The sequence below is a fragment of the Myroides sp. genome, assembly GCF_032073645.1.
Classification (GTDB): Bacteria; Bacteroidota; Bacteroidia; order Flavobacteriales; family Flavobacteriaceae; genus Flavobacterium; species Flavobacterium odoratimimum.
This window is the reverse complement of the sequence record NZ_DAMANB010000002.1, coordinates 104,220-126,782: the sequence shown is the minus strand read 5'-3', so window position 1 is coordinate 126,782 and position 22,563 is coordinate 104,220. Positions and strand designations below refer to the sequence as shown.

Genomic DNA, 22,563 nt, shown 5'->3' with positions numbered 1-22,563 from the left:
ATCTATAATTTAAAAACCAACATTAAGTGTCAATGTATATTGACTTGTTTGTGGCATTGCTACCCCTCCTGTTCTGTAGAACTCTGGATCCTCTCCATTTAACTTCTTATCAGCATAGATTAACCATGGATTAGTCGCATTAAAACGCAATGAGAAATTAGACATTTTCATAGATCGCTTAAAGTGATCAGGGAATTCATAAGTCAAAGAAACATTCTTTAATCTCACAAAACCTCCATCAGCTACACGCTCTGAAGAATAATTATACGTATTATATCCTCTTAAAATTGATGTAGCCCCTACTGTATTAGCTGTTGTTAAATCAGGAATTGTAGGAACATTTGTAAAGTTCTCATCTCCTGGGTTAATCCAACGGTCTTCAAATGTTTTACCAAATACATCCGTATCATTGTATCTACTTGCATAAGATGGATATAATCTGATCTTATTTCCTCCTGAAGCAACAATTAAGAAATTTAAGCTCCAGTTTTTGTAAGTGAATGTATTCGTTAACCCTAAAGTTTTATTTGGCTCAATAGATCCTTCATACTTTAAGTATCCTGTTGGATTAGTTGTATCTTGGAAATTTGCTCCCCCAATAACGTTTGTTTCACCAGGTGCTTGTGCAAATGTTGGTAATCCTAAGTGATTCAGTCCCGTGAATTGGTATGAATATAAAGAGTTACGAGGTTTTCCTACAACGTTACCTCCAAATCCTTGAACTAAATCAAGTACACGTGGAGTATTTTGTAAACTAGTAACTTCTTGATCATAATAAGAACCATTAACTGTAGTTGACCAACTAAACTCAGGAGTTTTGATATTAGTTGTAGTAATTCCAAACTCAACTCCTCTAGTACGCATATCTGCATTATTACCGAGTTTAATTTCCTGACCTCCAATACCTGAAGTTCTGATATAATCAATTAAATCAAATGCTTTTCTCTCGTAAACATCTGCCACTAATTGCACTCTATTATTCCATAATCCTAAATCAACACCTACGTTTAATTCGTGCTGTTTCTCCCAAGTTAAATCAGTATTTTGAAGATCTTTAATACTAATACCATTCTCTATATTACCTAAATTAGGTCTAGGAGTAACATAAGGTTTATAAATAGCTAAAGAATTCGTAGCTGGTCCTGATGTTGCAGTTAAACCATAAGAAGCGCGTAAAGCTAAATTACTCACCGTATGTGAGTTCTCCATAAACTTTTCACTAGAGATATTCCACTTTCCTGAAGCAGTCCATGTTGGTAACCATCTAGAAGAACCTGTATCCCCCTGTCTATTTGATCCATCATAGCGTCCTGTTAGAGCCACAGTATAACGTCTATCATAAGTATATGCCGCTCTAGCAAAAAAAGCAACTGTTCGCTCTCTCTCTTCTCCATAGTTAAAATACTCTCCTCCTTGTTCTAACAATTTACGCATTGCCAATAACTCTGGATAAGTAGTCATCCCTTTGTCAAATTGAACTCCTTGCGCTAAGAAATAATCCTTATTACGATTTACAACTCTCATCTCTGTTCCTCCGAATACATCTAATTCATGTACATCGTTAAACACGTTATCGTAAGTAAAACTATTTCTCAATAAGAAAGAAGTCATATCATTCGTATATGTTCTCTTTAATCCTGAATTTGTCATGATAGGTGTTGGAGGTAATGCAGCATTATTAGGATCTTTATATAAGAATATATTTTGATCACGTTCTACAGTAGACTCATCAGCATTATACGCTGCTATTACATTTGAATCTTGAGTTACGTTATGTACACGTTTAGTTGTAGCATAACGAGCTGACCCACTTAGATTATACGTTAAGTTAGGTAGTATTTTATAATCAATATCTGCTTGGAAACGAATATCTTTTACATCAATATCCATATAGTTATTGTCTAACTCATTCATGATATTGAATGGAGCCCAATTACTTCTGTAATACTCATAATTACCTTTATTATCATAAGGACGCAATGTTCTAGTTGTATTTAAAGCATAACTAAATGGATTAATGTCAAAATCACGTTTTACAGAGCCATTTACTACATCTTTCTCAGCATCATAAGCTCCAGGTGCTTTTTGATCACGTACAGAAGCAATTGATGATAATGAAATTTTTAATTTGTCATTAACAAAGAATGTATTTTTTAAGTTCATTGTTAAACGATGTACTTTATCAGCAATAGACCATCCCGAATCTGCTAAATAACCAACAGAAGCAAAATATGCACTATTCTTTCCTCCTCCGTTAAAACTTAATGAATGCTGTTGCACAATAGATGGTCTAAACAATTCTTTAAACCAATTTGTATTTGCTTTTTCATGTGTTTGTAGAAAGCTATTCTGTGCAGCCTGACTATTATACACTCCGTACTGATTATGTACAGGATCATATTGGTTCATAGCGCGATACATGATACCATAAGCCCCACTGTTACGCCCATATAACATAGAAGAGTAATCTAAATACCCTTTGCTTTGAAGCTCTCGATAAACCATCATATTATCTTGAGAGTTCATCACATCATATTGGCTATACTGAGGTATAGGACGCAATGTATTCTCCATACTATAACTGATACTCATAGGTGTTTCTCTTCTACCAGATTTAGTAGTGATCACCACTACCCCATTCATAGCACGAGAACCGTAGATAGCCGTTGCAGACGCGTCTTTAAGTACATCTATACTCAATACATCATCTGCATTAATTCCAGACAAAGCAGAACTCAATACAGATTCAGAGTTACCTGATGCCAATTGTTCAAAAGATACATTGATAATATCCTCTTGAACCACCCCGTCAATAACCCATAGTGGTTTAGTATCTCCCATAATAGAAGAAGCTCCACGAATAGTAATTTTAGGAGCAGCTCCGAAAGTACCTGAAGGGTTTTGTATAGTTACCCCTGCTACCTTACCTTCGATCATTCTACTCACATCCGCTACCCCATCTACCTTCAGATCTTTCGCTTCGATACGACTTACAGCTCCAGCCTCCTTACGTTTAGTAATAGTCTGATACCCTGTATTAATCACTACTTCGTCAATCATCTCCGTTGCTTCTCCTAAAGAAACATTGATAACTGCTAGCTCTCCGACTTTCTTCTCTGCTGAATTGAATCCCATGAATTCAAACACAAGAACGGCGTCCTTACCATTTACCTTAATAGAGTAATTTCCATCTATATCTGTCTGTACTCCCTCTTTAGTACCTTTGACAAATATAGTAGCGCCAGGCAATGATGAACCATCATCAGAAGCCACAACTCTTCCTTTAATTACCTTTTCTTGCGCATACACACTTCCAGTAACTGTAAGTGCTAATGAGAAGAAAAAGAATTTAAGTAAACCTTTCTTCATACTTGTTAACTATTAATTAATTTATCATTAACAAATAAATAACATAATATTATCAAAAACTAGAGGTAATGTGATTTTTATCAAATTATCATCATAATACACTATTTATTAAATAATATAACTTTTAAATATATTTAATAAAAATTACACACTATAATTTATTTATATTAACTACTATGTCAGATAAGGTAAATAAAAAAGGGTATACATAAAGTATACCCTTTTTTATTATCACAAAGCGATTTTAAGAAACCACAGTCATAATATTATTGTTTCTTTAACAAATCTCTGATTTCTGCTAAAAGATCCTCTTGAGTAGGTGCTGGTGGTCCTGCAGGTGCTTCTGGTGCAGCCTCCTCTTTCTTTCTTAATGAGTTAACTCCTTTTACTAAAAGGAATACACATAGAGCTAACAATGTAAAGTTGATTACCTCTGTAATAAAGCTACCATAAGCAAATACAACATTACCGTCTATTCCTCTTGCTGCTGCTAGAGGTGCCCCATCAGGTGCATCTCCTTTTAACACTACATACATATTAGTGAAATCAGGTGTTCCGATGATAGCAGATACTAATGGCATAATAACATCGTTTACAACACTCGTTACAATTTTACCGAATGCTCCCCCGATGATTACCCCTACCGCTAGGTCCATTACATTGCCTTTGACAGCGAATTCTTTAAATTCTTTTACAAATCCCATAGTCTTTATTGTTTAAGTTTTGAATAGTTAAAAATATAACTTTTTTACTCTATAAAAAAAATTCTTTTAACGCGAAGTGCAATACTCGTTAAAATCTCATATGGTATTGTTTTTATTTTATCTGCTATAATAGTGACTGGCAGGTCTTTACCAAAAATAACAACCTCATCATTTTCTTGGCATTTTATTTCTGTTACATTGATCATTAACATATCCATACAGATAGATCCTGTGATCTCTGCTTTTTGCCCATTTACTAAGACATAGCCCACAGGTCCCCATGAGCGATGTACTCCATCAGCATATCCTATGGGCACAGTGGCGATACGTGTTTTACCTTCTGCGCGAAATCTCCGACCGTATCCTACACTGTCTTTATCTTTGATTTCTTTGATTTGCATAATGCGAGTTTTAAGCGTACTAACATTAGCCAATTGTTGCATTTCTTCTCTATCATTACCAACTCCATACAATCCTATTCCCAATCGAACCATATCAAACTGATGCTCCGAAAAGTTAAAAATACCGGATGTATTCAGAATATGACGTATTGGGTTAATCCCTAATTCTTGTATTAGTTTATCTGAGTTATCTGTAAACATCTCTATCTGTCCAAGTGTAAAGTCTGTATATTCAGGCATATCACTTGATGATAGATGTGAGAATATAGATTTGACTTCGACCACATTAGTATGTCTAAGCACTTCTATTAACTCGTCTAGATCTTCAGTCAAAAAACCATGTCTATGCATACCCGTATCCAGCTTGATATGGATAGGATATTCATAGCAGTTGCGTTCTCTAGCTACTTTTAAGAATGCATTAAGCTCACGTACAGAGTACACCTCTGGCTCTAGATCATACGCTATCATCGCTGAGAATGCATTAATCTCAGGATTCATCACGATAATCTTAGTATTCACACCAGCCTTGCGCAATTCTATTCCCTCATCTGCAAAAGCTACTCCTAGATAATCTACCTTCTCATGAGCTAATAATTTCGCTACTTCATAGCTACCATTACCATATCCGAATGCCTTCACCATGACCATCACTTTAGTCTCTGGCTTTAGCTTTGAACGGTAGAAATTAAGGTTGTGACACATCGCAGTAAGATTAACTTCTAGTACAGTCTCATGCGTTTTCTTCTCTAGCATCGTGACGATTCTGTCAAAGCGGAATCCTCTAGCCCCTTTGACTAAGATATTCTCATCACTAAAATCCTCTACAGATACTTTCTGTAAGAACTCTTCAGTGTCTCTATATAGATAAGTGTTCGTCGTCCCGATTAGATACTTACTTATATGCTCTCCTATACCGATCACCCGAGTTATCTGATGTGTAGACAACAGCTCTTTTAGCTGACCATATATCTCCTCCTCCTCATACCCACTCTTAAACATATCTGATAGTATCACAGTCTTAGACGCACTCACCTTATGCTTCTCTAGAAAGTCAAGAGCGATAGATAGTGACTGATAATCTGCATTATACGCATCATCTATTATCGTACAGTTATTCACACCATTCTTTACCTGCATACGCAGTTCTACTGGATAGAGTCCTTGGATACGCTGTGCTATCTTCTCTAAGTCATACCCTAAGTAAGACATCGTACTAATACAAGTCATTATATTACGCACAGAACTATCATCTGTGAATGGAAGTTCTACTGAGTACGAATCACCTTGATCAATAGATACAGTAAGACTAGAGGAATAAAGCTGTCCATAGACATTCGCTGACGTATCTGTCAGACTCCAAGTATATACAGAAGCAACAGAACTAAAATATTGTAATAACAACTCATTCTGCTCACAAATAACTACCTCAGCATCCTGGAATAGTTTAGCTTTCTCACTCACTTTTTCTTCTAATGAGCGAAAACCTTCTCCATGCTCTTCTGTAAGTGCTGTAAAAACACCTATAGTAGGCTTGACCACCTTAGCAAGTCTCTCCATTTCACCCACAGTAGATATTCCAACTTCGAAGATACCTAAGTTGTGCTTCTCCTCTATCCCAAATACAGATAGTGGCACACCCGTCTGAGAATTATAACTCTTAGGGCTCTTAATGATCTTATACTCTTCGCTCAGTAGATAGTTAAGCCATTCCTTTACTACCGTCTTTCCTTTACTACCTGTAATTCCGATAACTGGAAAATCAAAACGATCTCTATGAAAAATAGCCGCACCCTGAAGTGCAGCTAATGTATTATTTACTTTAAAGAAAAGTACTCCTTCTATAGGACGTACCTTAGTCTGGTCAGAGATCACGATATATCTGACTCCTTTATTTACCAATTCTTCGATATAATCATGTCCATCATGATTACCCCCTTTTAATGCAAAAAATAAAGTGTGCTGATCATTCTGCAATGACCTACTGTCTACGGATATATTCGAAATATCTACATATTCACTCTTACTGTTTCCTATAATGTCTGCTCCAATGAATGAACAGAACGCATCCGTATTAAATTTCATTATTTTGCCTTATTTGATATACAAAGGTAAAGAGAGTCATACCACTCTCTATCTATACAAAATCTTAAAAATTACATTTTATATAAGACCAACCTTCCTCTTGTTTTTCGATGATATAAACTAATCCTGAAGGTACGAATCCTACATTCTCGATAATATCTGATTTATCTATTTTGCGAGCATTGATTGTATTCTCACACGCAAAGAATTGTATACCTTTTTGCATCACTGCCTTAAGAGGTTCTCCTACCATCGTTTTGCTTTTTCTAAGCATTCCGATACCAGGCCCATGCACGACTACTTGTATCGTTACATCCTCTTTCCAGTGATTTCTAACATTAGATACATAAGTCATTAGTGCATTCTGTTCGTTAATGTTGTCTGTGTTTAATTGAAATACAACGTTGTGCTTTGTATTTTTCATAAGTATATCTATTTTTAAGTTTTGGGTTCTATTTTTTAAGTTCTATAAAACTACTAAAAACCACTCATATCGACTAATAAACTCTCACAAACTTTTACTACTATTCTGTTTAAAATTCTATTCAGATCTAAATCTATCCTTTCAAAAAAAGGAATTTCTTTTTTTTGTTTTCAGCATAAATAAGTTCCTATTTATACCCTAAATTCACTTTTAATACCTTCTTTTTTTTAAAAAGTATCCCTAAAATTATCTATAAGAACAATTTTACTAAAAAAATGCTTTACTTTTTTTTCTACAAAATAAATCACAATACATTAATTATCAATATAATAACCCAAAATCAACCCTATAACCTCTCAACCACAATACTCCCCTTACACCTAGTAAAATAAGGCTTTACAGGCTTTTCCTTCGACAATACATGGACAATACCCCGATAATAATGGACGTAAAAACCCTTTTGTCCAACAAGACACCTTTTATACACCAATCATTCTCCTCTTATCTCAGTATTACGTAGTATTAATTTTCACTTCCATTCCTATATCCAATCATCTTTCATTATAAATGGTATACTAACAAAAAAGAAGTGCTGTGTATCCTAGGTTACATTTCTTCTCGATTTTAATCGAGAACTTTGTCTTATTAAATTAAATGTTATGGAATGGATATATGGCCCATGGCCTTGGTATGTAGGAGGTTTATTCATCGCTACTACACTTATATTACTTTTATTAATGGGCAAATCTTTTGGGTTTTCCTCTAATCTACGCACCATGTGCTCGATGATGGGAGCAGGTAAGAGTTGTGATTTCTTCTGCTTTAACTGGAAAGCTCAGACGTGGAACTTACTTTTCTTAGTAGGAACTATCCTAGGAGGGTTCATCGCATACCACTTCTTAAGTGTCGAGCCAGCAGCGATACCACTAGCCAATCAGACGATAGAGAAGCTCCATACACTAGGTATAGAAAGTGCTGGCAAGGCATATATACCTACAGAGTTATTCTCTAATGAAGTCTTTGGTTCTATTAAATCTATCGGACTACTATTATTAGCAGGGTTCTTCGTAGGGTTTGGTTCTAGATATGCAGGAGGATGTACTTCAGGACATGCAATCAGTGGGTTAAGTAATCTACAATTGCCTTCCTTGATAGCAGTAATTGGTTTCTTTATAGGAGGGTTAATTATGGTACACCTACTGTTCCCTTTTATTTTCTAACACAAATGATTAACAATATTTACATCAATAAGATACAATGAAAAAATTAGCCTATTTATTAGTCGGGATGCTTTTCGGGATAGGAATGTTTAAATCTGGAGCAGCATCGTGGTTCAGAATATATGAAATGTTTCAATTCGACAGCTTCCACATGTACGGTATTATGGGAACTGCATTAACTATCGCTGTTATCGCAACCTATATTATCAAGAAAAAGAATATCAAAGACTTCTCTGGTAACCCGATTGAGTTCACCCCAAAAGAGAAGAGTGTACCACGCTATCTGATAGGAGGAATCTTTTTCGGGTTAGGGTGGGCATTAGGAGGAGCTTGTCCCGGACCTATGTTTGCCTTATTTGGAGCAGGCTTTTTACCTATTTTGATTGCCATCATCGGAGCATTATTAGGGACTTGGTTCTATGGATTGATCAGAAGATGGCTTCCTCATTAATAAACAATATGGATTAAAGGAACTAATACTTTTGATATATTGTCACGATAAAGTAACTTAGAACCATTAATTCATTTGTTTATTCTTTTATGGAACATATCATACGAAACAAATACCGCTCTACCTTCGAGGAGAAGTTATTAGAAGAAATCATAGAAGTATCTACTATAAAAGACTTTAAAGAAGGAGAAAAGTTGATGGAGATAGGAGAATACATTAAGAAGATTCCTCTACTCCTAGAAGGTGCTATCAAAATCATCAGAGAAGATCAGCGAGAGGGAGAGATAGTCCTATACTATATAGAAGAAGGAGATACCTGCGCGATGACACTGACCTGCTGCTTAGGTGAGACGAAGAGTCAGGTGCGCTCTATAGCAGAACGCGATGGTAGTGTAGTCTTAGTTCCTGTAGGAAAAATGGATGAATGGCTGGTAAAATATAAGAGTTGGCGCAACTTCGTACTCAACAGTTATAACAACCGTATGAACGAAATGCTAACTGCTATAGATAGTCTTGCCTTCATGAATATGGAAGAACGTCTATGTAACTTACTGAGAAGTAAAGCGAAGATATACAACAGTCGATTTATCAACAATACACATCAAGAATTAGCTGACGAACTAAATACCTCTAGAGTAGTGATCTCTAGAATACTAAAAACTTTAGAAAACGAAGGTATTATACAGCTCAATAGAAAATATATCGAGCTACTTAAGCCTTAAGTACAGATATGGATTATACAGCATTAATAGGGTATGCACTAGCCTTACTTATCGGGATATCACTAGGCCTTATCGGTAGTGGTGGATCTATACTCACCGTACCTATCCTCGTGTATATCATGAAGGTAGAGCCCTTCGTAGCTACAGCATACTCACTATTCATAGTAGGATCTACTTCTCTAGTAGGTGGTATAAAAAACTATATAGACAAAAAAGTAGATCTAAAAACAGTATTGCTCTTCGGGATACCCTCTGTCATCACAGTATATATCACGAGAGCCTACTTACTCCCACTTGTACCAGATGTAATATCCATCGGTAGCTGGAGTATAGATAAGAATATTGTGCTGATGGTCTTATTTGCCTTAGTGATGTTCACTTCGGCAACTAAAATGATCAGACCAAAAAAAGAAATAGAGGTAATAGATACTAAGCCAGCCTTATCAGGGCTAGTATTACAAGGCATCTTGATCGGACTGCTAGCAGGTACAGTAGGTGCTGGAGGAGGATTCTTAATCATTCCCGCTTTAGTCTTATTTGCCAAAATGCCTATGAGACAAGCTGTCGGCACCTCATTATGCATTATCGCTATACAGTCCTTAATAGGATTCTTAGGCGATCTAGGTCATACCGCTATGGACTGGGCGATGCTACTTACTTTTAGCGGGATATCTATGGTAGGGATCTTCATCGGTATCTATTTAACAAAGTACGTTCCTGATAAAAATTTAAAAAAGTGCTTTGGTTATTTCGTACTAATCATGGCTATTTATATCCTAATTAAGGAAGTGTTTTTATAGTTTGTAACCTAAGTTACTGTCATTTTAAAAACATCTTCTTACTTTTACTACAAACAAAGAAATAAACTACAATATGAAAATAGAACAAATTTATACAGGATGTTTAGCTCAAGGAGCTTACTATATAGAGAGCAACGGAGAAGTTGCTATCATCGATCCACTAAGAGAGGTACAGCCTTACTTAGACAGAGCGGCTAAAGATAATGCGACGATTAAATATATCTTCGAAACACACTTCCACGCAGACTTCGTGAGTGGACACGTTACATTAGCTGAGAAAACAAATGCTCCTATCGTATACGGACCAAATGCTAACCCAACGTTTAAGGCACATATCGCTACAGATGGAGAGGTATTTAAAATAGGAAATATCACAATCACAGCATTACACACTCCGGGGCATACGATGGAGAGTACTACGTACTTACTAAAAGATGAGAATGGAAAAGATCACGCTATCTTCAGTGGAGATACGTTATTCTTAGGTGATGTAGGTCGTCCTGACTTAGCTCAGAAAGCGGCTGACTTGACTCAAGAGCAATTAGCAGCTACGCTATACAATAGCTTACGCACGAAGATTATGACGTTAGCAGATGATGTTATCGTATATCCTGCGCATGGTGCTGGGTCTGCTTGTGGAAAGAACTTAAGCAAAGAAACTGTTGGTACCCTAGGGGATCAAAAACAAACGAACTATGCACTACGTGCTGATATGACAGAAGCAGAGTTCGTAAAAGAAGTAACAGATGGTCTACTACCTCCTCCTGCATACTTCCCACTAAATGTGAAGTTAAATAAAGAAGGATATGAGAATGTAGAGACGATCATCAATAACAACAAAGCCCTTACTCCAAAAGAGTTCCAAGCTTTAGCAGAAGAGTCTGGTGCCTTATTATTAGACGTACGTTCTGCTTCAGACTTCGCTAGTGGACATATACCAGGAGCTATCTTTATCGGATTAGATGGTCAATTCGCTCCTTGGGTAGGTGCATTAATCACAGATATTAAACAACCTATCTTATTAATCACTCCAGAAGGACGTGAAGAAGAAGCTGTGATTCGTCTATCTCGTGTAGGATATGACAATACGTTAGGGTACTTAAAAGGAGGATTCTCTACTTGGAAAACAGAAGGTTTTGAATACGATACTGTACAACAAGTAACAGCAGAAGAACTAGCTGATAAAATAGTGAATGAAGATATCAAGGTAGTAGATGTACGTAAGCCAGGAGAGTACAATTCTGCTCATATCAACTATAAAAACTTGACTCATTCTCCATTAGATTATATCAATGATAATATCGCTGACTTCCCAACAGAAGGTAAATTCTTTATCCACTGTGCAGGAGGATACCGTTCATTAATCGCGTCTTCTATCCTAAAAGCTAGAGGATACCACAATATGATCGATGTAATCGGAGGTTTCGGCGCTATCAAGAACACCTCTATCCCATTACAAGAAGGAGGTAGCTGTACAGCAACATGTCCAACAACTAAACAATAATACAATGAGTAATTTTCAAGAGTTAATCGATAGAGATCAGTTAACTTTAGTTGATTTCTTCGCTACGTGGTGTGGTCCATGCCAGATGCTAGCTCCTGTGCTAGAAGAAGTAAAAAAAGAGCTACAGGATGATATCTCTATTATCAAAATAGATGTAGATAAGAATACGGCTCTTACCACACAGTACAGCACACAATACCAGATGAGAGGTGTACCTACACTAATGCTTTTTAGAAAAGGTAAACTTCTGTGGAAACAATCTGGATATATGGATAAACAGACATTATTAGGTCATATCGATCAGTATAAGCATAATTATTAAAAATAAGGCTACCTATCAAAGGTAGCCTTACTTTTTATAATACTATTCAAAGATTAAAACCCTGCTATATATCAGTTGTTCAATTTATTAGAATTAATATTATATATTTATGACAATTAACCTTAATTACTGACTTATGAAAAAAATAGTGTATACACTTATGTTTGCATTGACAATAAGTGCTGCAGATTACGCTCATGCTCAACAGAAGGAGAAACCAACTTTCGTAACCTCTGTTGAAGACATTAAAGAATACAAACTGTCTAATGGGCTAAAGGTACTCTTACTTCCTGATGCTACTCAGAATAATGTGATAGTTAATATCGTGTACAACGTAGGGTCTAAACATGAGGGATATGGAGAGAAAGGTATGGCTCACCTATTAGAGCACATGCTTTTTAAAAGCACTACTAAACTAGGCGATATCAAAAAAATGCTCTCTGACAAAGGTGGCCAAGCACAGGGGACTACTTGGTATGACCGTACAAACTACTATGAGATATTCGCTACTTCTGATGAGAATCTAGCATGGGCACTAGAGATGGAAGCAGATCGTATGATTAACGCTACTATACTTCAATCTGATTTAGACAAAGAGTTCTCTGTAGTGCGAAACGAATTTGAGATAGGAGAGAATAACCCTAGTAGAGTATTAATGGAAAGAACTATTAATACAGCTTACTTATGGCATAATTACGGGCTTAGTACCATCGGGTCAAAAGAGGATATCGAACGTGTTAAAGCTCCTCAATTAAGACGATTCTACGAAAAATACTATCAACCTGATAATGCTACTCTACTTATAGCTGGTAAGTTTGATGAGGCTAAAGCATTAAAATACGTAGAAGATTACTTCTCTGTGATTCCTAAACCTAAACGTGTATTAGATGAAATATTAACTGTAGAACCTGCTCAAGATGGTGAGAAATTTGTAGAAGTAAGACGTGCAGGTGATTCTAAGCATATACAGACCTTATACCACACTGCTTCATACGCAGATAAAGACTTTGCGGCACTTGTAGCACTACAATCTATACTGACTAATGACCCCTCTGGATATTTATATAAAGATTTAGTAGAGACTAAGAAGGTATCATCACTATACTCTTTTAGCCCTACAGTGAGAGATGCAAGTTTTATCTTATTTAACTTTGATATTCCTCTTGATAAAGATCAAAATGAGACACTGAAAGATATCAAGACTGCTTTAGCTAAAATAGAAACTATCAAGTACACACAAGAAGACTTAGATAGAGCTAAAACAAGAATCTCAAAAGGTCTAGAAGATTTAAAGAACAATACTATCCGAACTGCTATTAACTTAACAGAGATTATCGGAGCTGGAGACTATCGCCTGGCTAATTTGTACAGAGATAATGTAGAGAACTTAAAACTAGAAGATATCAATAGGGTAGCTAAAAAGTACTTTAAAGATAATAACCGTACAGTAGGTATGTTTATCCCTTCTAAGGATGAAATAAGAGTGAAGCCAACTGAGTTCTTAGATAAAGACATTAAGGCGCTAGTAGAGAACTATAAAGGAAAAGAAGCATCAGAAGAGTTAAGACCATTCGAAGCATCTATTGCTAATTTACAGAAGAATTATTCTACTGCTAAACTTGGAAATGGGCTTAAATATGGTATTATAGATAAAGATATCAAAGGGGAGAAAGTACAAATAAGTATGACACTACCAGTAGGTAATCAAAAAGACTTATTAAACAAACAATACATAGGTTCTTTTGCAGCAAACCTATTGAATGCTGGGACTAAGACTATGACTAAACAACAGATAAAAGATAGGTTAGATCAATTAAAGTCAACTATATCTGTTAGATTTAATGGTCAAAATATTAGCATAGGAGTATCATCATACAGAAGTAGTATAGAAGAAACGATGGTTATTCTTAAAGATTTATTGACTAACCCTATCTACCCTGAAACAGAATTAGAGAAATTAAAAATAGACTATATTACTAATTTAGAGTCTCAACTAAGTGATCCTCAAGCTATCGCTTCCAACAAAATCTCTCAATTAACAGAGAAAGAAGAAAAAGGAAGTATCTTCTATACTCCATCAACTCAAGAGAACATTGATGGTATTAAAAAAGTTAAACTAGAGGAAATTAAGGACTTCCACAAGAATTTCTTTGGTGCCAATAACGGTATTGCTACAGTAATAGGTATGAAAGACAAAGAAGCTGTGGATAAGCTATTAGAGAACACGTTCGGTAACTTTAATAGTAAAGCTAAATATGAAAAAGCATATCCTAAGTTTATAGACACTAAACAAGTAAAAGAAATATTCGAAACTCCAGACAAAGAAAATGCTGTAGCTATAGGTAAACTAAACTTTGAGATGAATCAATCAAATCCTGACTATGCTGCATTAGTATTTGCAAACGAAGTAATGGGAGGTGGATTTATGACTGCGCGTATCCCTCAACGCTTACGCGAAAAAGAAGGAATTAGCTATGGTGCAGGTACCTCATTAAGTGTACCTAGTGATCCTAAAAACGTGAATGCTTCTTGGTCTATATACGCTTTTATGAACCCTACTAAACGCGTTGATGTAGAAAAAGCTTTGAATGAAGAGTTTAATAAATTAATTACTTCAGGTATTACTGAAGAAGAATTAACTGCTAACAAATCTTCATGGAAGAATGCAAAACAAGCAAATCTAGGTAGCGATGGATACTTAATATATTTATCTTCTTTATTCTTGTTATACGACACTCCATTTACAGAGCATGACAAATTAAATGCTGAGATAGACAAACTAACTGTCAAACAAGTGAACGACGCTGCTAAGAAGTACTTACAGCCTTCTAAATTCACAACAGTTTACGCTGGTGATTTTACTAAAAAATAAAGCAAATAACCTTTAAACAAAAAGCCGATTGATTACTCAGTCGGCTTTTATATTTATATACACTAGTCCATTTACTAACAACTAAAGTCTACAGATATAGCTCCTGCTAAGTAGATAAAATGTTGAGCTCCTTTAGATAAATATACTTCTACAGACTGTATTTCATATTCAGGTGAAGCATCGAACACAAAATCTAAGTTGCCATCTCCGTCTAAATCCCCAACAAACAACAACTGTACAAAGGTGTCATTAAAGCTTGGGATATCAAGGATTACTTGTTCTGCCTCTCCATTGACTGTAAGGTATAACTTATAATCTTTAAACTTCTTATATTTCTTAGTCTTACCACTATCATCTGTATAGTCATAAGAATCTACTTGCTCACCTTCTGCTCTCAAAATATACTGTTTCCCATTAAATAGATACTCCTGTGGAGCATCAGGCCATAAAGGTTGCTCTTTAATGTTTAGAGCAGTCTTAGTGCCTTTCTTGATCATTGCATTGGGACCTAAGAAAAAAATAGGTTCCACAGGGCCTGTAGAGAAGATTCCTAGTTGCTCACTTTCTGTACACTCATTCATCTCTTCACTGATGGCATAATCTGCTTTAATAACTTGAAAAAGTCCTTTCTTTTCTTCAAAAGCTAACCATTTATCATTGACCTTATTGAATTCTTCTTGGTGGAAATCCTTGTCGTAATATCTAGGAATAAGAATGTCTAGAATGATGTTTTCTTCCTTACCATATATTGTTAGAGCAGGTTTTTCTTCTTCTGTCGCAGTTACTACTTCTTCTGTAGAAGGTTTAACCTCAGGAATCACTTCTTTCTCTTTTGTTTCTTTACACCCTACCAATGCAAGTAGTGTGAATATGAACAAGGTTTTTTTCATATCGTATATTGGTCTGTTATATTTACATTTTAAATCAAAAAAAAAGACTACCAATGTTGATAGTCTTTTCATTAAATATTTTAAAAGCTGTATTTAGTCATTTAACTTTAATACAGCCATAAATGCTTCTTGTGGGATTTCTACGTTTCCTACTTGACGCATACGCTTTTTACCTGCTTTTTGTTTTTCAAGTAATTTACGTTTACGAGAGATATCCCCTCCATAACACTTAGCTGTTACGTCTTTACGAAGAGCTTTTACTGTTTCACGAGCAATTACTTTTACTCCGATAGCTGCCTGAATAGGAATATCGAACTGCTGACGTGGGATAAGTTCTTTTAATTTCTCACACATCTTCTTACCGATATGATAAGCGTTATCAGCGTGCATTAATGCTGATAATGCATCCACTACGTTAGCATTGAGCATTACGTCTACTTTCACTAAGTTAGAAGTACGCATTCCGATAGGAGAATAATCGAACGAAGCATATCCTTTAGATACAGTCTTCAATCTATCATAGAAGTCAAATACAATCTCTGCCAATGGCATATCAAACATTAACTCAACTCTATCTTCTGTAAGGTAAGTTTGGTTAGTGATAATACCACGCTTATCAATACAAAGACTCATTACTTGTCCAACGAAGTCAGCTTTAGTAATAATAGTCGCTTTAATATATGGTTCTTCTACTCTTTCTAATTTAGAAGGTTCTGGTAAGTCAGATGGGTTATTTACTATAATAGGTGTATCAGGTTCTTTCTTAGTATATGCTAAGTAAGAAACGTTAGGTACAGTAGTAATAACAGTCATGTTAAACTCACGCTCTAAGCGCTCTTGGATGATCTCCATGTGTAACATTCCTAAGAATCCACAACGGAAACCAAAACCTAAAGCGGCAGAACTCTCTGCTGCGAATACTAATGAAGCGTCGTTAAGTTGTAACTTCTCCATAGAGTTACGCAACTCTTCATAATCTTCTGTGTCTACAGGATAGATACCCGCAAATACCATTGGTTTTACGTTCTCAAACCCTTCGATCATATTTTGAGTAGGTTCTTTTGCATCAGTGATGGTATCTCCTACTTTTACTTCTCTTGCTTCTTTAATACCAGAGATTAAGTAACCTACGTCACCTGTTTTAATCTCTTGTTTAGCTACTTGATTTAATTTAAGTGTTCCAATCTCATCTGCGAAATACTCTTTATTAGTAGCCATGAACTTAATCCTCTGACCTTTCTTAATCGTACCATTAACCACACGAAAGATTACCTCAATTCCACGGAATGGGTTATATACAGAGTCAAATATTAAAGCTTGTAATGGCTCCTCAGGATTCCCTTTAGGTGCAGGAACTCTCTCGATAATAGCTTCCAAGATATCTTCTACCCCTAATCCTGTCTTACCTGATGCAGGAATAATCTCTTCATAGTCACATCCTAATAAATCAACGATATCATCGCTTACTTCTTCTGGATTAGCACTTGGTAAGTCAATCTTATTTAATACAGGAATAATCGTTAAATCATTCTCTAATGCTAAATACAAGTTAGAAATAGTCTGAGCCTGGATACTCTGAGCAGCATCAACAATCAATAACGCACCTTCACACGCTGCAATAGACCTAGAAACTTCATAAGAAAAGTCTACGTGTCCTGGGGTATCAATTAAGTTAAGTATATATTTCTCTCCTTTATGAGTATATTCCATTTGGATAGCGTGAGATTTAATAGTAATACCTCTTTCACGCTCTAAGTCCATACTGTCTAAAAGCTGAGCTTGTTGCTCACGAGCAGTTACAGTCTGTGTAGCGTCAAGTAATCTATCTGCTAACGTACTTTTACCATGGTCAATATGAGCAATAATACAAAAGTTTCTAATGTTCTTCATCTTCGTAATATCAAAGTTTATTGGATTATATGCCCATTAGAAGTATTGAAACCACTTTCAATAATCATATAATCTAGATTCTAAGGCTCTTACATTCTTTTAATTAAAGAATCTACCTAGCCTATATTTTGCAAATATACTTTAAAGTTTCAATTTTTAGTTATTTTTCTGTCTTACAATCTCCCTTTATTTAAAAGAAATTGGTTATAATATCTATTGCATTAGATTTAGTAGTCTATTCTATGTTTTATAAAGACACATTTAGTAACTTTATATTCATAAAAGAATACACTATGAAATCATTACTTACAATATCCTTATTCTCTTTAGCGACCTTAGTAAGTTGCGGACAAAAGAGTGATATCACAAAAGATCATATCATACTTCCGAATAACCTTAAAGAGGTATCAGGGCTATACTATGATGCTACTTCTAATTCATTCTGGGCACTACAAGATAGTGGCAATAAGAATGAGTTATATCAAATCAAAGCTGATGGTAAAATAAGCCATACTCTAAAAATAAAAGACCAAAAGAATATAGACTGGGAAGAATTAACTGCAGATAAAGAAGGCAATCTTTATATCGGAGACTTTGGAAATAATAAGAATACTAGAAAGGATCTACGCATCTTAAAGATAAACAAAGACGATTTGCAAAAAGATAAGACAGAGGTAGCTGCAGTAATCTCATTTGAATACCCTGAACAAAAAGCCTTCCCTCCTAAAGAGACTGAATTATTATATGACGCAGAAGCTTTTATCTTATACAATAATAACTTCTACATCTTCACTAAAAATAGAAGTAAAGGCTTCGATGGAACCTCTTTAGTATATAAAATACCTAATCAAGCAGGGCATCACAAAGCTGAACATGTACAAACATTCAATGGATGTAATATATACAAACACTGTGCTATCACAGGCGCTGCTATCAGTCCAGACGAGAAGACTTTTGTACTGCTATCTCATTCTAAACTTTGGATAATAGACGGTTTTAATCCCAACGCTATTATGGATGGAAAGATTAGTGAGCACAAACTACACCACGTCTCTCAAAAAGAGTCTGTGACTTTTGGAGACAACAATACTATCTATTTAGCTGACGAGGTAAAAGATAAAAAAGGTGGTAAAATTTATAAAGTGGATTTGGGTACATTAAAACCCAAACCCTAATCCAAATACAAAGCGACCTCCATCTACACTGTTAAAGAAAGAGCAGTGTAGAGTCGCTTGTTCTACAGCACTTATCCACAGTCCTGCCCCATAAGAGTTATGCCATTTAGTAGAAGACTCCCCTGGCTGCCATACTCTACCGTAATCGAAGCCTCCATAGAAACCATAACTCATAGGAAGAAACCCTGCTGTAAACTGACCTGCATTAAATCTTAAATCTGTTGTTTGTACAAAAGATGTCTTTCCTGTAAAACGCTCTGGTCTAAAACCTCTTAAGTTAGCATTACCCCCTATAGTGGCTGCGTGGTAAAAATCGTAGTTATCATTAAACCTTGTTTGGTATGTAAAATTAGTCGCAAGTACTAATCTTTCACCTCTATCAATATAGTGTAAGAAACTCGCTTTAAGGTCTAAATACGCAAAGTTCTGCTTAGTCTCCTCTAAATTCATTCTCCACCCAAGTTTTGAATTAAAACCAAAGCCAACTGTTGGATTAGCAGGATAATTATACTGCTCATAGTTATACTCTACCTTAAGACCTCCATACTGTTGAAAATCAAAAACCTTAGCATCTACACCATTTACATCATCGGTGATATATCTATCCGTTTGATGTTTTACCTTTAAGGCATCATATTCTAAGTTTGCTTCAAAACTAGCTCCCTGTTTTCCTTCATATCTATACCCAGGAGAAACAGAATAGCTCTCAATGCGTACTCTCTTATAATCTTTGCCTTTTTCTTTATCAAAATAATACGTTTCATTCCCCAGTCCGTAGTAATTAACTGCAAAGTTAGGACTAGTCGCTCTACCGCCTATCGTAAACATCCAGTCATTAGTCGCATTAGGGAAATACCCTTTATACTCTGCCTCTAACCCCTTTGTATTAAAAGAGTAGAAACCTTTCAACACATGCTTTGCTGTATAAGGATCTTGAATAAACTTAGAACGTGTAGAACTGTATAAAAAGCCAAGCTTAACACCATCTTCCGGATTAAAACCAATATTTGGCAATAACATATTCAAGTTAAGAGGTACTCGCTCATAATTAAAGTTATTAATGTCATACTTATTAGTCAGTATTGTTCTTCCATTAGAACCTTCCATCTTTACTTCATTCTTCTTATCCGCATAATCATACACGATTACTTTAGAAGCATTATCTACTAAGAAAGTGTCTTGATTCTTACCACCTATTAATCTAATCTTAATCTTCGCTTTCTCATCTCCACTTACTTTAAAAGTATCCTCATCGTTCAGTCCATATACCCAAATCTCTTTAGTCTCAGTAGCATTATATACCTTATCGAATACTAGTTCTTCTCCAGTCTTTTTAGCTCTATATTGTTTTACACGAACATTCCCTTCAGCCAATCTCTCAATATCAAACATCTCTTTCTTATCAGTTCCTGATAAGATGACATACTCGCGTAACTGTTTATAATATTTCGGCAAGAAAGCATCTATCTTACTACGTCTTGCTTTGAATATTCTTTTGATTTCTTCTACCTCTTTTGTTAGTACTTCTTGAGGCAATTTACTAAACGCCTCGTCTAAAGCCTCATCGTCTAACTTCTCTACAACATCCTTAGCCTCTCTCAACCAATCTTCTAAAGAAGTACCTTTTAACAAGTATTGATCTAATGGAAAAGCTGTTTTATTAATCCATCTAGGATTAGCGAAGTCTTCTGTATAATTCTGCATATGTCTAAGTGGTGGTAGCTTCTTTATCAATGATAACAAAGCACCATCTATCTTAGCAAAAGCCTGATCTCTATCTCTAGGTACTGGTCTATAGATAACTTTATCTCCTTCGGCAAACTCTGACCATCTCCACTGGTCACCATGTCTATCCCAGTCTCCAATAAGCATATCAAAGATTCTAGCACGCATATAAGCAGTCTGATCTACCTCATACTTCTCATCTTTTCTCAACTTCGCAATAACATCAGTTGTACTGATAATATTACTAACGTTCCCAAAGCTTACTTCATCCTCATATCCTGACGAAGGTCTCTCCTCAATCATATACAATTCGTCCCCATAGTTATCATTAAACCTACCTAAGACAGACTGCTTAGGTACATAATACAACTCTGGATTAGTGTGATACATCCCTATCTTATCTGCTAAACCATCAAGTATAAATGGTGTATATGGATGTGAAGTCGTATAGAAGTCATATATAAATCGCTCTGTCCAAGTATTGTCAAAAGCATTCATCACATAGTGATCCTTAAACACAGCAGTCTGTGCAAAACGAGATACACTCTTACGCACACCACGCATCACATACTCTTTACCCTCTTTATCCACTAGTCTTAAAGACATAGACTGATTACCTCCTCCAGATATAGTAGGTGTAAGTCCTCCTTTTAGAGTAGTCAAATCTGCTACAGACGCCGTTATCGGTGTACCGTATACATTGCGATAATGCTCCCCCCATAAGAATCGATAGAACTTACTCTTTTCTGTCCATTGTTTAGGATATACACTAGCTTGTGCTGTTTGTTGTTCAAGCTCTTTATTATCTATATCTCGGTTTTCTTTTCCACCTCCAAAGTTATCTAACATCACAGTGCTATATAAAGCTGTATATCCCCCATCTTGATAACCATAGAAAGAAAGCTTAGCACTCTTATCTTCTCTAATCTCAAGCTTAGAATACCCAAACACCCCAGCAGAGAAATCTCCATCTACAACTGCTCTAGCAGGCGTAAGATTACTCATCGCTCCACTTATTATCTGCTTTACACCACCTCTATCTATATACTGTAGATTGTGCTCATGACCTGATGCTATCACTACATTTGTATACATTTGCGCGATTGTTCTAATACGCTTATTTAGCTCATTGTATTTTTTGCTTTGAAGATCTTGAGGATTTATTCCAGACATCTGTCTAGTATAGTTATATATACTGCCTATAACTGGTAGAGGCACACTCCCTCCTAAAGGAAATAAATGATCTTGCACAGAGAACTTCCCTCCGTGATTACCATTGCTATATACAGGGTGATACATCGCTAATACCACCACCTTATTCTGATTCTTATTAATCTCACCTCTTACTTCTTCGAAGAAATCTTCTCTCGTCTTTATATCACAGTCTTCATTGATATTCGGATGGTTATCCCAATTCTCAATGTACCACTGACTATCAATCACGATTAGCACAGTCTCATCATTTACCTTAAGTCTTTCTAATCCACATACTTTACGAGGAAGTAGAGCTTTCTTATTCCCTGTTCTTTCGACTAAATATTTATCTAGATTCTTAATTCCTTCATAACTACCTTGCCAATCTGATTCACCGTTAATGAATACTGTCGTTCCCTTATTACTCTCCAATAACCCCAAGTGACTCGCTAAGCCATCTTCTGCTTTCTTTCTTTTTTTAGAAGAAGTACCTGGCATTCCTTTCTTGGTATTATTCCCTAATAATACTAATGTTGAGTTCTTATCACTCTCTTGACTCAACATATGCTTAAAAGCTTCTAAATGCTCTTGTTCCTCCGTACTATTCGCTTGGCTTAAGTTTCCAACCAAATAATAAGTATGCACAATTTTTTGATCGCTATTGCGTTCTTGAGAAAACGCCCCGCTTTTAGTACCGTACTGAGGCTCTAATGTTGCACAAGATACTAGACCTACTAAAGAGGTTAAAGAAAGTACAACAGCGATTTTTGAAAGCTTTAACGGTGTTTCAGAAAATATTTTCATATTTTAGGGGT

14 protein-coding genes and 1 pseudogene are annotated in these 22,563 nt (G+C 35.7%); 8 read left to right on the top strand and 7 right to left on the bottom strand.

The window, feature by feature from the left end; translation table 11 throughout:
• Positions 1-9: 9 nt before the first annotated feature.
• From RT228_RS02270 to RT228_RS02255, 4 genes are all read right to left on the bottom strand, one after another.
• Positions 10-3,369: a SusC/RagA family TonB-linked outer membrane protein gene (locus RT228_RS02270; RefSeq protein ID WP_006262296.1), complete on the bottom strand. Its 3,360-nt coding sequence runs from the start codon at positions 3,367-3,369 to the stop codon at positions 10-12.
• A 266-nt stretch (positions 3,370-3,635) separates the two neighbouring features.
• A complete protein-coding gene (gene mscL, locus RT228_RS02265) occupies positions 3,636-4,073 on the bottom strand; it encodes a large conductance mechanosensitive channel protein MscL (protein WP_006259762.1) in 438 nt (145 codons plus the stop codon).
• A gap of 44 nt (positions 4,074-4,117) precedes the next feature.
• Complete coding sequence (locus tag RT228_RS02260; RefSeq protein ID WP_006259763.1) at positions 4,118-6,559, bottom strand: bifunctional UDP-N-acetylmuramoyl-tripeptide:D-alanyl-D-alanine ligase/alanine racemase; 2,442 nt, start codon at positions 6,557-6,559, stop codon at positions 4,118-4,120.
• Positions 6,560-6,623: 64 nt separating this feature from the next.
• Complete coding sequence (locus RT228_RS02255; RefSeq protein ID WP_006259764.1) at positions 6,624-6,983, bottom strand: DsrE family protein; 360 nt, start codon at positions 6,981-6,983, stop codon at positions 6,624-6,626.
• A 659-nt stretch (positions 6,984-7,642) separates the two neighbouring features.
• Here RT228_RS02255 and RT228_RS02250 point away from each other — a divergent pair.
• The 7 genes and pseudogenes from RT228_RS02250 (at position 7,643) to RT228_RS02220 (ending at position 14,874) form a co-directional block, all read left to right on the top strand.
• Positions 7,643-8,203, top strand: a complete 561-nt coding sequence (locus RT228_RS02250; RefSeq protein WP_016650296.1) for a YeeE/YedE family protein — start codon at positions 7,643-7,645, stop codon at positions 8,201-8,203.
• Positions 8,204-8,240: 37 nt separating this feature from the next.
• Positions 8,241-8,654 (top strand): DUF6691 family protein, encoded by a 414-nt coding sequence (locus tag RT228_RS02245; RefSeq protein ID WP_006259766.1) that lies wholly within the window; start codon positions 8,241-8,243, stop codon positions 8,652-8,654.
• An 89-nt stretch (positions 8,655-8,743) separates the two neighbouring features.
• Complete coding sequence (locus RT228_RS02240; RefSeq protein WP_006259767.1) at positions 8,744-9,376, top strand: Crp/Fnr family transcriptional regulator; 633 nt, start codon at positions 8,744-8,746, stop codon at positions 9,374-9,376.
• 8 nt (positions 9,377-9,384) lie between these two features.
• Entirely contained in the window at positions 9,385-10,176 is a 792-nt protein-coding gene (locus RT228_RS02235) for a sulfite exporter TauE/SafE family protein (RefSeq protein WP_006259768.1), read from the top strand.
• Positions 10,177-10,249: 73 nt separating this feature from the next.
• Complete coding sequence (locus RT228_RS02230; protein WP_006259769.1) at positions 10,250-11,680, top strand: MBL fold metallo-hydrolase; 1,431 nt, start codon at positions 10,250-10,252, stop codon at positions 11,678-11,680.
• A pseudogene (trxA, locus tag RT228_RS02225) lies at positions 11,676-12,002 on the top strand (thioredoxin); the annotation flags it as partial. The gene RT228_RS02230 and the pseudogene trxA, both read left to right, overlap by 5 nt.
• A 136-nt stretch (positions 12,003-12,138) precedes the next feature.
• The gene (locus tag RT228_RS02220; RefSeq protein ID WP_025124567.1) at positions 12,139-14,874 is read left to right on the top strand and encodes a M16 family metallopeptidase; all 2,736 of its coding nucleotides are present in this window, start codon (positions 12,139-12,141) and stop codon (positions 14,872-14,874) included.
• Between the two features lie 74 nt (positions 14,875-14,948).
• Here the strand turns inward: RT228_RS02220 and RT228_RS02215 are convergent, their stop codons facing one another.
• Both RT228_RS02215 and lepA read right to left on the bottom strand, forming a co-directional pair.
• On the bottom strand, positions 14,949-15,764 hold the full coding sequence (locus RT228_RS02215) for a hypothetical protein (protein ID WP_230486179.1): 816 nt from the start codon (positions 15,762-15,764) through the stop codon (positions 14,949-14,951).
• 93 nt (positions 15,765-15,857) lie between these two features.
• Positions 15,858-17,654, bottom strand: a complete 1,797-nt coding sequence (gene lepA / locus RT228_RS02210; protein WP_006259773.1) for a translation elongation factor 4 — start codon at positions 17,652-17,654, stop codon at positions 15,858-15,860.
• Between the two features lie 293 nt (positions 17,655-17,947).
• Between lepA and RT228_RS02205 the strand changes: the two genes are divergently transcribed.
• On the top strand, positions 17,948-18,829 hold the full coding sequence (locus RT228_RS02205; RefSeq protein ID WP_006259774.1) for an esterase-like activity of phytase family protein: 882 nt from the start codon (positions 17,948-17,950) through the stop codon (positions 18,827-18,829).
• Here the strand turns inward: RT228_RS02205 and RT228_RS02200 are convergent.
• Complete coding sequence (locus RT228_RS02200) at positions 18,812-22,552, bottom strand: hypothetical protein (protein WP_058699162.1); 3,741 nt, start codon at positions 22,550-22,552, stop codon at positions 18,812-18,814. The two genes, RT228_RS02205 and RT228_RS02200, sit on opposite strands and share 18 nt — an antisense overlap.
• Positions 22,553-22,563 lie beyond the last annotated feature (11 nt).

Coding starts and splice junctions, on each gene's coding strand:
- RT228_RS02270 (WP_006262296.1), bottom strand. CDS start 3,369: ATGAAGAAAGGTTTACTTAAATTCTTTTTCTTCTCATTAGCACTTACA.
- mscL (WP_006259762.1), bottom strand. CDS start 4,073: ATGGGATTTGTAAAAGAATTTAAAGAATTCGCTGTCAAAGGCAATGTA.
- RT228_RS02245 (WP_006259766.1), top strand. CDS start 8,241: ATGAAAAAATTAGCCTATTTATTAGTCGGGATGCTTTTCGGGATAGGA.
- RT228_RS02215 (WP_230486179.1), bottom strand. CDS start 15,764: ATGAAAAAAACCTTGTTCATATTCACACTACTTGCATTGGTAGGGTGT.
- RT228_RS02220 (WP_025124567.1), top strand. CDS start 12,139: ATGAAAAAAATAGTGTATACACTTATGTTTGCATTGACAATAAGTGCT.
- RT228_RS02205 (WP_006259774.1), top strand. CDS start 17,948: ATGAAATCATTACTTACAATATCCTTATTCTCTTTAGCGACCTTAGTA.
- RT228_RS02240 (WP_006259767.1), top strand. CDS start 8,744: ATGGAACATATCATACGAAACAAATACCGCTCTACCTTCGAGGAGAAG.
- RT228_RS02255 (WP_006259764.1), bottom strand. CDS start 6,983: ATGAAAAATACAAAGCACAACGTTGTATTTCAATTAAACACAGACAAC.
- RT228_RS02250 (WP_016650296.1), top strand. CDS start 7,643: ATGGAATGGATATATGGCCCATGGCCTTGGTATGTAGGAGGTTTATTC.
- RT228_RS02230 (WP_006259769.1), top strand. CDS start 10,250: ATGAAAATAGAACAAATTTATACAGGATGTTTAGCTCAAGGAGCTTAC.
- RT228_RS02260 (WP_006259763.1), bottom strand. CDS start 6,559: ATGAAATTTAATACGGATGCGTTCTGTTCATTCATTGGAGCAGACATT.
- lepA (WP_006259773.1), bottom strand. CDS start 17,654: ATGAAGAACATTAGAAACTTTTGTATTATTGCTCATATTGACCATGGT.
- RT228_RS02200 (WP_058699162.1), bottom strand. CDS start 22,552: ATGAAAATATTTTCTGAAACACCGTTAAAGCTTTCAAAAATCGCTGTT.
- RT228_RS02235 (WP_006259768.1), top strand. CDS start 9,385: ATGGATTATACAGCATTAATAGGGTATGCACTAGCCTTACTTATCGGG.